Genomic DNA, 13,418 nt, shown 5'->3' on the forward strand with positions numbered 1-13,418 from the left:
CTTTCTTGGCAAGGCCAGTTGCGCGCAAGCTGTCATTTATGACCGGATTAATGACCTTCCTCGCGATGGCTGCCTTCGTCTACGCGATCTATCACTTCGCACCTCCACGTCGGCAGGACCTCTTTCGGCTCGAACGATTCGTCGGGCCCGGACCGCTCTTCGAATCGACTACGGCGCCGGATTATGAAGCTCAGCGCCAATATTCGGATCTGGCTGCGATCTACGGCCGCAGCGATGTGCCGGATGTCGACGCGCCGCCGGTCCCGGAAGCCCCGCGGGTGCTGCGGATGACCAACCCGAATCCGAGCTGCGGTTCGGTCCAGGCCAGTTTTCAGTGACTGGACTGGTCCTTTCGGTGATGTCAGACCAGAGGTGCACACTTAGCCCTATGAGTGCGTCCACTCGACTGCCCGCCGAGGCAGCGCTTTTCGAGACCGCGATCGGCGTCTGCGCGATCGCTTGGAGCGGCGGTGCCGTGATCCGATTCCAACTGCCCGAATCGAGCCCGGCCGCCACCCGCGCGCGAATCACGCGCCGCCGCTCCGCGAGCACCGACGCGATTCCCGAGTCCGAGCCCAGCGGCGCGATCGCCGACGCCGTCGCGGGCATCCGCGCCCACCTGGCCGGCGAACTCGACGACTTGCACTGGATCCCGTTGGACACCAGTGGAATTCCCGATTTCCACCGCGCCGTCTACGACGTCACCCGCGCCATCGCCCCCGGCCACACCCTGACCTACGGCCAGGTCGCCGACCGCATCGGCGCGCCCGGCGCCGCCCAGGCCGTCGGACAAGCCCTGGGCCGCAACCCCATTCCGCTGATCATCCCCTGCCACCGCGTGCTCGCCGCCGACCACGCCCTGCATGGCTTCTCCGCCCCCGGCGGGATCGTCACCAAACAGCGTCTGCTGCAGATCGAACGCACCCCGGGCTTCGGCGAACCCACCCTCTTCTGACTCAGTTCAGTGGATGCCGCTGGTAGAACTCACACGGATCGCCGGTGAGCTGCCCGTCCATGCACGCGAAATACGTCTGAATGCAACTGTTGGTGTCGCAGCCGAGCTCCACCAACTGCTTCTGGATCCGCACATTGCGCTCCTGCTCGGGGCTCAACGTCCGGGAGGCCGGATCCACCGCGGAGGTCAGCGGCACGGTACTGGTCGGCTCCGACCCCTGGTCCGACCCACACCCCGCCAGCAATCCGAGCGCCAGCACCGCCGCACCGACCCGAACCGGCAACCTCAAATCCATCCACAACCTTCCACATCAACAGTTTCGACGGTCTTCCCGGCCACCCGATCCGGGCAGCAACCGGCACACGCGTTTTCGAATTCGGGCAGGTCAATCGGTGCCCGCTTGGGATGGACCGGCAGCGTCACGTCCCAGGGTGCACCGACGGTAACTCACCGCGCGGAAGGTTGCAGACCCGCCCTCTCGTCCAGGGCGACGAGGGCCCAGGGTCACGACCATGCTGGTCACAGGCTCGCGCGCTGGCACAGACAAAGACTGAGCGGAATGCCCGAACTACAGGGCGGTGGCGGCGTAGCCGCCCGCGGCAAGACCGCCGAGTACACCACCGACGGCCGCGGACGGAATGCCGAGGACAGCGGCACCCACGGCGGCACCCACGGCGCCGCCGATCAGGGCGCCCGCACCGGTGCTGGCGGCGGCGATCGGCCAGCCCGCGACGAAGCCGCCGACGATGGCCGGGATCGCACCCGCGCCGGCGGTGGGGACGGCAGCCGCGCCCGAAATGATCGCGGTGGCCGCGGCGGTACCGGCGACGCCGACCGCGAACCCGGCACCGGCGCCGATGCCCGCGCCGATCAGGCCGCCACCGACACCTCCGACCACCGCCATGGGGATGCCGGCGAGGGCGGCGCCGCCGAGCGCGCCGGCGGCGGTGGCCGCGGCGATCTTGTCCGAGCGGCTGGGATTGATGCCGACGGAGCGGCCCTGGGTGGCGACGAAAGCTTCCGATTCCGCCGCTGTGCTGTTCACGCCGTCGAGCACGGCACGCGGGACCTCGTCGGGGACCGTCGTGGTGAAGTCACCGATCCGGAGCATGTTCGGCGGCGGGGCAATCGGCGCAACCGGCTCGACGGGGGTGGGCCAGTGCAGATCGTTGTCGATCGGCGGGGCCGCGGAGGTGTCCGGTGCCGGGCGCACGCGCTGCATGGTCAGGTCGTCATCGGGCCGTGGGGTGTTGCCGGCCAGGGAGTTCTGGCCCTCATCGGCGACGCCGGGCTGGACCGGCGAAGGGGTCGGCTGGGCCGGCGCGCTCGGGGTGGCGATGCCGGGCTGGACCGGCGCGGGGGCAGCGATTGCCGGGGCCGCGCAGGCGAGCGCGATGGCCAAGGGCAGCAGGCCGGCGGTGGGACGGGCGAGACGCCGTGCTGTCGGGTTGTTCATTTCGCTGTACCGACGAGTCACGTCGAACCACCACCATCAGGAATTGAGATCAGGCGGTACGTCCCTGCGTACCGGCGCACGCACGATAACCATTGCTGAACAGTTGCTGTCAAGTCGAGGGAAGCTACCCAGACACCGTCTTTACCAGCATCGATGCGATTCCATCGCTTTCCTCAGGCAGGATCGCCCGCTCGAGTCCGGGATCAACCGATCCACGCCGGTAGCCAGAGAGTGACCAACTCGACGGGCCGGTCTCCGAACACGCCGGAGGCAACACACCGAACAGTCGTTGCGCGTCAATCCGATTCAGGCCGGGGATTCTCCCCGGATGAGGGCGCCCAGCGATTCCCGGTCGGTGACGTCCATCTTGCTGCAGGCCCGGTACAGGTGACCTTCGACGGTGCGCACCGAGACGGTGAGGCGGTCGGCGATCTGCCGGTTGGACAGACCCGCGGCAACCAGGTTCGCGATCTCGCGTTCCCGGACGGTGAGCGGCAGCGGCTGGGCGGCTTGGCGCAGGGACGGGGTGCTGGCGCCACCGCAGGCGGCGGCGAGGCGGTTCGCGGTGGCGGCGGATTCGTGCAACCGGCGGCGATCGCCCGCGCGATCGTGCGCCAGCGCGGCCTGGGCAGCGGCATCGGCGGCCGAGAGCAAAGCCCCGATCTGCTCGAATTCGGCTGCGGCGGCGTCCAATCCAGGCCCGTCGTGGGCGGCCAGGGCGACCGCGTGCCGGGACTGGACCTGGACGAGCCGCCCGTCCACCCGGGCGGCGAGGTCGGCCAGCCGACCGGCAACCGACTGTTCGCCGAAACGAGCCGCGACATGCAGCGCCATCGCCTCGATGGCGTGCTGCTGGGAACGTGCGGCGGCGTCGGCGGCGCTCATGGCCAGCCGGATCGCCGGGGTGACCGCCCCTTCGGCGGCGGCCAGGCAGGCGCGCGCGATTTCCAGCTGCGGGTCGTAGATAGCGACATGCCGGCCACCGCGCCGGGTGGCTTCGGCGATGGTCTCGGCGGCTTCGGTGCTGCGGCCGAGCGCCGAATAAGCTTCGGCCAGGCGGATTCTCGCGGGCGTCATCCAGGCCGCCGCGCCTTCGGCGGCGAGGGCGGCCAGCGCCTGTTCGAGGTGTTCGATGCCGTCGGCGAAACGGCCCTGCGCGACGTCGGCGGTGCCCTGCAGGATCTTCGACATCCCCCAGGCCAGGTACTGACCGGGCGCGGAGTAGCCGAAATAGTTGGCGGCGCAGTGCCTTGCGGCGTCGAGCTCACCGGTGAAGGTCAGTGCGAGCACTTCGGCGTGGGTGGACATGAACCGGTTCAGCCCGTCGATCTCCCCCTCCACCTGATGCCCCCGCGCCACGTACTGCCGTGCGGCTTCGCCCTTACCCATCAACGCCAGCGCGAGCCCACCGCCGAACGCCGCCCACCAAACTGCCCACGGCGGCGCGCTTTTCGCCTGCATGACTGCGTCGGCGTCGGTGATGGCGTCGGCGATCCGGTTCTCGTTCACCGCGCACGCGGAGGCCAGACCGGCGAGGGTGGCCTGGCAACCGGGATGGGTCACCTTGCCGCGCACCAGCGCCAGTACCTCGTCGGCGCGGTCGGCATCACCCATGGCCCACAACAGATTCGAGACCCGGGTGCTGCCCCAGCGCACCAGCTGCACCTCGTTCAACTCGTCCGGATCGAAGCTGGCGAGGGTGCGTTCGGCTTCGATCGGATGGCCCTGCCACAGCAGGGCGCGAGCCAGCAGATCGGCCGCTTCGACGCCGCCGAGCCGTTCCACCGCGGCCCGGGCGAAACGCTCGCCGAGCGGCAGATTCGCGAGCGCGATGGCATCGGCCGCGGCCGCCTCGAACAGTTCCAGATCCGCGGATTTATCGCTGTCCAAAGCCAATTCGGCCAGTCGGATCCGATCGGCGGCGGAATTGATCTTGCGGTCCTTCAACGCGAAGTACAGCTTGCCGCGCAGGCGGCGTGCCGAGGCGATACCGAGCCGGCGCCGGATCACCTCGCCGAAGAGCGGATGGTTGTAGCGCACGATCAACTGATGCGCGTTCTCGACAACCCGGATGACGCCGCGGGTTTCGGCCGACTCGACCGCTTCCTCACCGGCGATACCGGCCAGCACGTCGAGATCGATCGGCTCACAGAAGGTGAGCAACTCCAGCACCCGCAGCACCTCTTCGGGCAGCTGCTCGACCCGATCCTCCAGCAGCGCGGCCAGTTCCGAGGTGACGGCGGCGCGACCGCGCAGCTGCCAGACTCCGTTCACCTGGCGCAGCGTGCCCGCTTCCAGCGCGCCCTCCACCAAATGCCGCAGGAACAAAGCGTTTCCGCCGGAGGACTCCCACATCAGATTGGCGGTGAAGCCTTCCAGCTGCCCGCCGAGCATGGATTCCACTAGGTCGACACTCTGCCGCTGCGTGAACGGGTTCAGGTCGATGCGCAGCAGGTGCCCGTCTTTCCAGAGCGAGGTCACCGCATCCGGTACCGGCACGCCGCTGCGCACGGTCGCGACGATGTGCGCGGCCTTGTCGATGGCCAGTTGCAGCAGCAGTGTCGCCGAAAGCTGGTCCAGCAGATGGGCGTCGTCGACGCCGATGATGGTGTGCCCGTCGGCGAGCAGGGCCTCCCGCGCCGCGGACATGAACGTCACCGGGTCGTGCGCGGTGTAGACGCCGACCATGTGGGCGAACACTCCCAGCGGGATGCTGCGCGCCGACTCCGTCCCCGCGACCCAGCGAATATTGCCGCCCACCGCCGCCGTGGCCTGCCTGGCCAGCGTCGTCTTGCCCACCCCAGCGTCGCCGGTAAGCACCGTACCGACATATCCCGTGCCGGTGAGCGCGGACCGGATCGCCTCGAACTCGGTCTCGCGCTCGATCATCGGCCAATTCCGAGCCATGTACTAACTGTAGTTCTTTACAAGAACATGATCGAACCCAACCGCGAACTCACGTGTGAGACAGCCCTATTGAGAGATTCATACAACCGTGCCAGACACAGGACGAGGGCCCGGCGAACCGCGAGGACAAGGCGTGCCGCCGGTGGTCGATTCTACCCGCCTAGGGGCGGGGCTGGCCGCCATTGAGCGCCTGATTCACCGAATCGACCACTTCGGCGGGAACCTCGGTGGGGACCGGCACTGTCACGTCACCGAACTGCACCGCGTGCGGCTTGGGTTCCGGTGTCGGCTCCGGCTTGGGCGTGGTGCGGGGCGCCCGGGGCGCCGGCTGGGCCTGGGGGTTGGCCGCCTTCAGGTCCGCGGGTTCCTCCGCGCCGGGCGCCGGCTCGGGGGGCGGGGCCTGCGTAGTCACCCCGGGCTGGGCGGGCTGAGCCAAGGCCACACCCGCCAGACCGGTCGCGAGCGCGATCGATACCGCGCCTATCGCGACCCGGAACGTGCTCCGCGAGAACCCATTCCGCAATTTCCGGTTCCGAGCCGACACGTCGACAACACCATCCTTTATTCAAAACCGCTCAGGCACACCGATTCCGATCATGTGCTCGCCACATGCTAACCGGAACCGGGTGCCGCGGCCCAGCAAAAGAGGTACGGAGTGATCAGCCCAGCACGTCGTGCCGGACGATGGTCTGCTCGCGACCCGGTCCGACGCCGATGCAGGAGACCCGCGCGCCCGAAAGCTCTTCCAGCCGAAGCACATACGCCTGCGCGTTGGCCGGCAGCTCCTCGAAGGTCTTGGCGCCGGAGATGTCCTCCCACCAGCCGGGCAGCTCTTCGTAGATGGGCTTGGCGTGGTGGAAATCGGTCTGGGTGGTCGGCATCTGCTCGACCCGCTCACCGTCGATCTCGTAGGCCACGCAGATCGGCACGGTGTCCAGGCCGGACAGCACGTCCAGCTTGGTGAGGAAGTAGTCGGTGACGCCGTTGACGCGGGTGGCGTAGCGGGCGATGACCGCGTCGAACCAGCCACAGCGGCGGGCGCGGCCGGTGGTGACGCCGACCTCGCCGCCGTTCTTGGCCAGGAACTCGCCGAAATTGTCGAACAGCTCGGTCGGGAACGGGCCGGAGCCGACGCGGGTGGTGTAGGCCTTGAGGATGCCGAGCACCGTGGTGATCTTGTTCGGGCCCACGCCCGAACCGACCGCCGCACCGCCCGAGGTCGGGTTGGACGAGGTCACGTACGGGTAGGTGCCGTGATCGACGTCGAGCAGCGTGCCCTGCGAACCCTCCAGCAGCACGGTCTCGCCGCGCTCCAGGGCTTCGTTGAGCTGCAGCCGGGTGTCGGCGATGCGGTGCTTGAAGCCTTCGGCCTTCTCCAGCACCTCGTCCACTACCTGCTGCGGCTCGAGCGCGCGGCGGTTGTAGATCTTGACCAGCACCTGGTTCTTGAATTCCAGTGCGGCCTCGACCTTCTGGGTGAGAATCTTCTCGTCCAGCACGTCGGCCACGCGGACACCGACGCGGGCGACCTTGTCCTGGTAGCAGGGGCCGATACCGCGGCCGGTGGTGCCGATCTTCTTGTTGCCGAGGAAGCGTTCGGTGACCTTATCGATGGCCACGTGGTACGGCATGATCAGGTGCGCGTCGGCCGAGAGCAGCAGGCCGGAGGTGTCCACGCCGCGCTCTTCGAGACCGGCCAGCTCCGCGAGCAGCACGCCGGGATCGACCACCACACCGTTGCCGATGACATTGGTGACACCCGGGGTGAGGATGCCGGAGGGGATCAGGTGCAGGGCGAACTTGTCGCCGTTGGGCAGCACCACGGTATGACCGGCGTTGTTGCCGCCCTGGTAACGGACCACCCACTGCAAGCGGCCACCCAGTAGATCGGTGGCCTTGCCCTTACCTTCGTCGCCCCACTGGGCGCCGATCAGGACGATCGCCGGCATCGTTGTCTCCTACGGTTCGAGGCGCAACACACTCGTGTTGCAGCTACCTGCCCGTCTGGAGGAGGTGGCCGGTAACTTATTTTAGCCGACGCCCTGTGACCAGCCTGGTCGCAGGGCGGGACAAACGAGAATCGGCCGGTATGGTTGGGCGGAATGCGGCCATTGTCGTCCACCCCACGCCGGGTGCGTCGGCCCGGAACGAGGAGGGGTGTACGGCAGTTTGAGTACCCACGTTCTCCGCTGCGACGGCGCACCGGTTCCCATCGCGCTCGCGGCACTGCCCACCACTCCCACCGCCGCTATCCCGGCCACCTCCGTCATCGACGAACTGCTTCCCGTACTCGCCGCCGACAGCCTGCCCCGGCTGATCGTGCTCGGCGAGGACGCCGCGCTGGCCGCGGTCCTGACCCACCTGATGAAGACCGAACGGCTGCACGTCGAGATCGGCTACGTGCCGATCGACAAGACCTACGGTTCGCGCGCCTATCAGACCGGCACCGGCAATGCCGCGGCCAAGCGCGCGATCGACGGCCGGGCTACCGCGACGCCACTGATCCGCGACGACACCGGCACCGTGCTGGTCGGTCGCGCGACCATCACCGGCGTGGACGGCGCGAAACTGGAGGGTGAGGCGTACGTGGACGAGAACCAGCTGTTCTCCGGCATGGTCACCGCCATGCAGATTTCCCCGAGCTTGCACCTGCCCGGCGTGCGGGCCACGGTGAAGCGCGGCCGCTTCAGCAGACGGGTCTGGCTGGAAGGCCGGGCGGCCCAGCTCGGCACCCCCGGCGCGGTGGTCACGCGCGACGGTATCCGTTCCGAGCGGACCGTCCCGCGCTCGAGCTTCTACCGGCATAACGACTCCTGGCTGCTGGTCCGATGACGTACTCCTTCCCGCGCAAGCGGACCGGTGCGGTGCGCCCGAGCCCGGTGTTCCTGGGCGTCGTGGCGCTCGCGATCGCCGGCGGCGTGCTCGCCTGGATCTCGGTCGACGACATCGATTCCAACCTGGCCAAGCTCGGCGTCTTCGTGCTGGTGGTAGCCGGGTGGGTGGTCACGCTCTGCCTGCATGAATTCGCACACGCCTACACCGCGTGGCGGGCCGGTGATCAGGACGTGGAAATGCGCGGCTACCTGACGCTGAATCCGCTGAAGTACTCGCATCCGCTGCTGTCGATCGTGTTGCCGATGGTGTTCATCGCGCTCGGCGGCATCGGCCTGCCCGGCGGCGCGGTGTATGTGCACAGCCACAATTTCAGCCCGCGGATCCAGCGGCTGATCAGCTTCGCGGGCCCCGCGGTCAACCTGGCCTGCGGCATCCTGCTGCTGGCGATCATCCGGATCTTCGGCGACCTGCAGACCCACGCGGTCTTCTGGTTCGGCCTGAGCTTCTTGGCGTTCCTGCAGATCACCGCGTTCGTGCTGAACATCCTGCCGATCCCGGGCCTGGACGGCTACGGCATCCTCGAGCCGTCGCTGAGCTACAAGACCCGCCAGACGCTGGAGCAGTTCAAGCCTTTCGGCATGCTCATCCTGTTCGCGCTGATCTTCACCCCGCAGATCAACCGGGTGTTCTTCGACGCGGTCTACTGGATCTACGAACTGTCCGGGGTGCCCGCGTTCTGGAGCAGCTACGGCTCCAGCCTCACCCGGTTCTGGACCTAGGTCAGTCCTCGGGCGGCACGTAGGGGTGCGGCACGGTTGGCGGGAGCAGCGCGATCGCGGAGATCCGCTGCATACCGCAGGCCTGCATGAGGTCGACCACGATCGAGCGCACCTGCGCGAACACGACATGCGCGGAAAGCCCCGCACCCTGGACCATTTCGGGTTTCGCACCCTTGGCGACCACACGCAGCACCCGCGCGGCCTCGGCCGCATCGGGCTGTTCGCCGGGGTCGGCGAGCATCATCTGGCGCACCACGTCGACGGCTTCGGCCAGCTTGCGCACCTCCTCGACCAGGCGGGAGTCGAGGATCTCGTCGTCACGCACCAGGGTCAGGGAGCGGCGCAACAGGACTCGGGTATTGCGGATCGCGTTGTCCAGCGGGTCGGCGGTGGCGCGGATATTATCCAGGCGGCGGCGTGAATTCCAGTACAGCGGCGAGATCCGGCTGATCTCCCGGCCGCCCTCCAGCGACGAGCGCAGCGAATCGATCTGCGCCTGGGTCGCCCGGGCCGAATCCAGCGCGGACTGGATCTTGTCCTGATCCTGCTCCAGCAGTCCGTCGGCGCACAAGGCCAGCGATTTGCCCATCACCGCACAGACTTCCGCGGCCTGCTCGCGGGCCCGGCGCACCGGGTGCAGCGGGATCGCGGCCACCATCACCACGCCGACCAGGCCGCCGACCAGGGCGTCGATCATGCGCGGGAAACCGGTGCCCGTAGAGGGCGGCATCAGGGTCGCGACCAGTACCGCCGAACTCGCGGCCTGCATCGTGATGATCGAGCCGCCGTCGACGAAGACCGCGAGCGCCATGGCCACGACGACCACCAGCGCGATCTGCCAGATCCCGGTGCCCGCCCGGGAAATGAAGAGGTCACCGATGCCGATGCCGACCGCCACGCCGACCACCAGCTCCACCGAACGGCGTAGTCGGGCGCCGAAGGAGACGCCGATGGAGACCACCGCGGCGGTCGGCGCGAAGAACGGCTGCGGGTGCCCGATGATGTAGTGCGCGACCGACCAGGCCAGCGCGGCGCCGAGCGCGCACTGCACGATCGGCAACCAGGACAGCCGCAGCCGCGCCCAGGACTTGCGCAGCCGATCTGCGCCGGTGGTCCGGGCTACGACAATCCGAGAGTTCGGATCCAGCAACTACTACCCGAGTCCGAGTTCCGCCGCGGCCCGCGGGTCGCAGTCCTCGAGCAGGTCGAGGCAGCGCGCGTATTCCTCGGTCTCACCGATCACCTTGGCCGCGCGGGCCAGTGCGCCGACGCTGCGCAGGAAGCCCTGGTTGGGCTCGTGGCTCCACGGCACCGGGCCGAAACCCTTCCAGCCGTTGCGGCGCAACGAGTCCAGGCCGCGGTGGTAGCCGGTGCGCGCGAACGCGTAGGCGGAGACGATGTCGTGGTTCACCGTGGCGTCCGGGCCGTCCGCGCCACCGCGGGTCAGCGCCGCCTCAGCGAGGTAGGCCCAGGCGATCGAGGCCGCCGGATGGCCGGCCGCGACCTGCACCGGGTCGGCCTTGTTGAGCAGCGCCTCCTCCGCATCCGTGTTTTCCGGGAGGAGTACCGGCTGCGGTCCGAGTAAGTCACCGAAGGAGGTCATGCGGTTCATTCTGCATGTAGGACCGATATGCCCACTAGGCTGGCCGTCGAGTTCCACATGTTCCGCCTGAGCGAGGGGTATTAGGTGTCCGACCCGAACGACGAGAAGAAGCCGGCTCCGGAATCCACCGGTCCGCAGGACGCGAAGGACGCGCGCCCCGACGCCCCCGTGGAACCGCCCGCCGACGCCGACGCCCCCACCGTCAAGCATTCGACCGCCGCCCCGACCGTGTCCATGGCCGCGGCCGCGCCGAAAGATGATCGGCCCGAAGCCGTCAGCTCTCAGGCGAAGACGGTCGAGATCGCGACCGGCGCGTCCAAGAAGAGCGAGTGGAAGACCGAGGAGCCCGCCAAGGGCTCGAAGCCTGCGCAAGCCGATTCTTCGGACGAGTCGAAAGCGCCTGTGGCCGAAGCCGAGCCCGGTGCCGCCGAGACGAAGACAGGGTCCGAAGTCACCAAGCCGGAAACCACGAAGCCGGAGACCACGTCCGAGACCACGGAGTCGAAGACCACGTCCGAGGCCGCCGAGCCGAAGCCCGCGCCCGAAGTCACCGAGCCGAAGCCCGAAGTCACCGAGGCGAAGCCCGCGCCTGAGGACGTCAAGCCGGAGACCGCGCCCGCCGCCGCGGTGCAGGCACCCGCGACCGCCGAAACCGCTGGCGAAGCAACCGAATCCGACGACCAGCCCGCCGGTTCGGACGCGAAGACCGTCGTCATGAAGATCCAGCAGCGCCCGGACAAGTCCGCGTCACCGGCACCCGCCGACAAGGCCCCTGCCGACGACGACGCCGCCGACACCGTCGCGATGCAGAACGACGAGCCGGCCAACGTGCCCCCGCCGCCGCCCGCGCCGAACGTGGCCGGCGCCGACGCCGAGACCGTGGCGATGAAGATCGTCCCGAAGCCGCAGGACGACGCGAAGACCACCGCGATCCCGGTGCAACCCCGCCCGGATCAGCAGGCCACCCAGAAGATCCGCACCGACGCCGCCGCACCGCGCCCGGCCCCGATGACCAAGCCGCCGATGACCCCGCGTCCGGCGCCGGGCCCGAAACAGCCTGGTAAGCAAGGCCCCCCGCAGCAGCAACAGCCGCCGCAGCCGCGCCGGGTGCCGCAGGCCCAGTCGCCCGCGGATGTGCAGATGACGCTGCCGGTGCAGTCGGTGTTCCAGCCCGCGGGCCAGCAACAACAGCGGCCACACCAGCCGCCGCCGATGGCCGCGCCGCAGCGAGTCGAACCGGCCGCCCCCACCGCTACGCCCGATTCCGGGAAGTCCAAGCGCCTGCTGATCGGTGCGGGCGCGGCCGCCGCGGTGGTCATCGCTCTGATCGTGGGCGGGGCCGCCTTCGCCAACCGTTCGGACGGTTCGCCGGAGGCCCAGGTCCGCTCCGCGATCGGCGACTACACCAGCGCGCTGAAGGACGGCGACCTCGCGGCACTGCGCAACAGCACCTGCGGTGCGCTGCACGAGTTCTACGCGAAGCTGCCCGAGGCCGACTTCGCCGGTGTGCACAAGTTGTCGGCGGAGCAGAAGACCATCCCGGTGATCGACGAGGTGGACGCCATTCAGATCACCGACAGCAAGGCGCTGGCCCAGGCCACCGTCTACACCGCGGCCGATCCGTCGAAGAAGTCGGCGCGCACCTTCGACCTGGAGCGCACCGATAGCGGCTGGAAGGTCTGCGATCCCCCGGCCGGCAGCTGAGCGCCGGGCTTCCGTCAAGCAGGGTAAACGCCCTGCTGGCGGAGGCCCAGGTCACCCGTAGCCCGCGTCACACTCACCTGGTCACTGGTCCGATACGCCAGTAACATGGCCCGGATCATGATGAGGCAACAGACGATGGCGCAACCGGAAACCGGGGCCGTCGAGCAGACGACTGGGCTGGCCGGACGACGCTTCCAGGTGCGCGATCACTATGAGGTCGGCCGCGAGAAGGTGCGCGAGTTCGCCCGCGCCGTCCAGAATCATCATGGTGCGCATCAGCGCGAGCCCGACGCCCGCAAGCTCGGTTACGAGGGCCTCATCGCGCCGCCGACCTTCGCCTCGGTGATCGGCATGGCCAGCACCCGCGCACTGCTGGACTCGGTGCTCACCGAATACGACCTCACCCAGGTGCTGCAGACCGATCAGGTCTTCGAGATGCACCGCCCGATCCTCGCGGGTGACCGCGTGCAGACCGAGGTCGTGATCGATTCGCTGCGCCAGTTCGGCGACAACGACTTCATCCACGTGAAGTTCGTGCTGCGCAACCAGCACGGCGAGATCGCTCTGGTCGGCTCCAGCACCATCGTCGCCCGCCGCGGCGCCGATGTGGACCCGAATCTGGTGGATGCCGTGGAGAGCATCTTCATGCACGTCCGGCCCTCCGAGCTGGACGAGAACGGCCCGCTCATCGAGCTACCCCCGGGCGCCGTGCCAGCTGTCCCGGCGCGCGAGCCGGCCCTCGTGCACACCCTCCCCGCGTTCGACGAGCTCACCCCCGGCACCGCGCTACCCTCGGGTTCCGCCCGGCTGACCCGCGGTGACCTGGCCAATTACGCCGGCGTCTCGGGCGATCCGAACCCGATCCATTTCAGCGACCGCGCCGCCGAGCTGGTCGGCCTGCCGACCGTGGTCGCGCACGGCATGCTCACCATGGGCCTGGCCGCCGAATATCTGACCTCCTGGCTGGGCGACCCCACCGCCATCGAGAAGTTCAGCGTGCGGTTCTCCGGGTTCGTCCCGGTCGCCGCGGACGCGGCGACCACCGTCGATTTCAGCGGCAAGATCAAGTCGCTGGATGCCGGAACCCGCAGCGGGACAATCATGCTGAGCGGTTCCGCCGATGGTCGCAAGCTGTTCGGCCGCGCGCTGGCCGAAGTGCGCTTCGCCTGATCGAACCCA

General features: G+C 68.7%; 13 protein-coding genes. 6 read left to right on the plus strand and 7 right to left on the minus strand.

Going from position 1 to position 13,418, the window contains the following annotated elements; translation table 11 throughout:
• Positions 1 to 38 precede the first annotated feature (38 nt).
• Together IBX22_RS15870 and IBX22_RS15875 are read left to right on the plus strand one after the other, a co-directional pair.
• Positions 39 to 338, plus strand: a complete 300-nt coding sequence (locus IBX22_RS15870) for a hypothetical protein (RefSeq protein WP_194816342.1) — start codon at positions 39 to 41, stop codon at positions 336 to 338.
• Between the two features lie 50 nt (positions 339 to 388).
• Positions 389 to 955, plus strand: coding sequence for a methylated-DNA--[protein]-cysteine S-methyltransferase (locus IBX22_RS15875; RefSeq protein ID WP_194816343.1), 567 nt, complete (start codon positions 389 to 391; stop codon positions 953 to 955).
• A 1-nt stretch (position 956) separates the two neighbouring features.
• Here IBX22_RS15875 and IBX22_RS15880 read toward each other — a convergent pair whose 3' ends face one another.
• From IBX22_RS15880 to IBX22_RS15900, 5 genes are all read right to left on the minus strand, one after another.
• A complete protein-coding gene (locus IBX22_RS15880) occupies positions 957 to 1,250 on the minus strand; it encodes a hypothetical protein (RefSeq protein ID WP_194816344.1) in 294 nt (97 codons plus the stop codon).
• Positions 1,251 to 1,523: 273 nt separating this feature from the next.
• Positions 1,524 to 2,432, minus strand: a complete 909-nt coding sequence (locus IBX22_RS15885) for a hypothetical protein (RefSeq protein ID WP_309234634.1) — start codon at positions 2,430 to 2,432, stop codon at positions 1,524 to 1,526.
• 285 nt (positions 2,433 to 2,717) lie between these two features.
• Positions 2,718 to 5,318, minus strand: a complete 2,601-nt coding sequence (locus IBX22_RS15890) for a LuxR family transcriptional regulator (RefSeq protein ID WP_194816345.1) — start codon at positions 5,316 to 5,318, stop codon at positions 2,718 to 2,720.
• A 160-nt stretch (positions 5,319 to 5,478) separates the two neighbouring features.
• Positions 5,479 to 5,862 (minus strand): hypothetical protein, encoded by a 384-nt coding sequence (locus IBX22_RS15895; protein WP_194816346.1) that lies wholly within the window; start codon positions 5,860 to 5,862, stop codon positions 5,479 to 5,481.
• A 115-nt stretch (positions 5,863 to 5,977) separates the two neighbouring features.
• Complete coding sequence (locus IBX22_RS15900; protein ID WP_194816347.1) at positions 5,978 to 7,267, minus strand: adenylosuccinate synthase; 1,290 nt, start codon at positions 7,265 to 7,267, stop codon at positions 5,978 to 5,980.
• A 220-nt stretch (positions 7,268 to 7,487) separates the two neighbouring features.
• Here IBX22_RS15900 and IBX22_RS15905 point away from each other — a divergent pair, with 220 nt between their 5' ends.
• Positions 7,488 to 8,150, plus strand: a complete 663-nt coding sequence (locus IBX22_RS15905) for a hypothetical protein (RefSeq protein ID WP_228538828.1) — start codon at positions 7,488 to 7,490, stop codon at positions 8,148 to 8,150.
• Complete coding sequence (locus IBX22_RS15910) at positions 8,147 to 8,932, plus strand: site-2 protease family protein (protein ID WP_194816349.1); 786 nt, start codon at positions 8,147 to 8,149, stop codon at positions 8,930 to 8,932. Before IBX22_RS15905 ends, IBX22_RS15910 begins: the two co-directional genes overlap by 4 nt.
• Position 8,933: 1 nt before the next feature.
• Here IBX22_RS15910 and IBX22_RS15915 read toward each other — a convergent pair whose 3' ends face one another.
• On the minus strand, positions 8,934 to 10,082 hold the full coding sequence (locus IBX22_RS15915; protein WP_194816350.1) for an aromatic acid exporter family protein: 1,149 nt from the start codon (positions 10,080 to 10,082) through the stop codon (positions 8,934 to 8,936).
• Positions 10,083 to 10,085: 3 nt separating this feature from the next.
• Complete coding sequence (locus IBX22_RS15920; protein ID WP_194816351.1) at positions 10,086 to 10,535, minus strand: DUF3151 domain-containing protein; 450 nt, start codon at positions 10,533 to 10,535, stop codon at positions 10,086 to 10,088.
• 84 nt (positions 10,536 to 10,619) lie between these two features.
• On the opposite strand from IBX22_RS15920, the gene IBX22_RS37465 reads away from it, so the two are divergent.
• Together IBX22_RS37465 and IBX22_RS15930 are read left to right on the plus strand one after the other, a co-directional pair.
• Entirely contained in the window at positions 10,620 to 12,239 is a 1,620-nt protein-coding gene (locus IBX22_RS37465; protein ID WP_228538829.1) for a hypothetical protein, read from the plus strand.
• 117 nt (positions 12,240 to 12,356) lie between these two features.
• A complete protein-coding gene (locus tag IBX22_RS15930; RefSeq protein ID WP_194816352.1) occupies positions 12,357 to 13,409 on the plus strand; it encodes a fused (3R)-hydroxyacyl-ACP dehydratase subunits HadA/HadB in 1,053 nt (350 codons plus the stop codon).
• The last annotated feature ends 9 nt before the right edge of the window (positions 13,410 to 13,418 follow it).

This window comes from Nocardia sp. XZ_19_385 (assembly GCF_015355755.1).
Taxonomy (GTDB): Bacteria; Actinomycetota; Actinomycetes; order Mycobacteriales; family Mycobacteriaceae; genus Nocardia.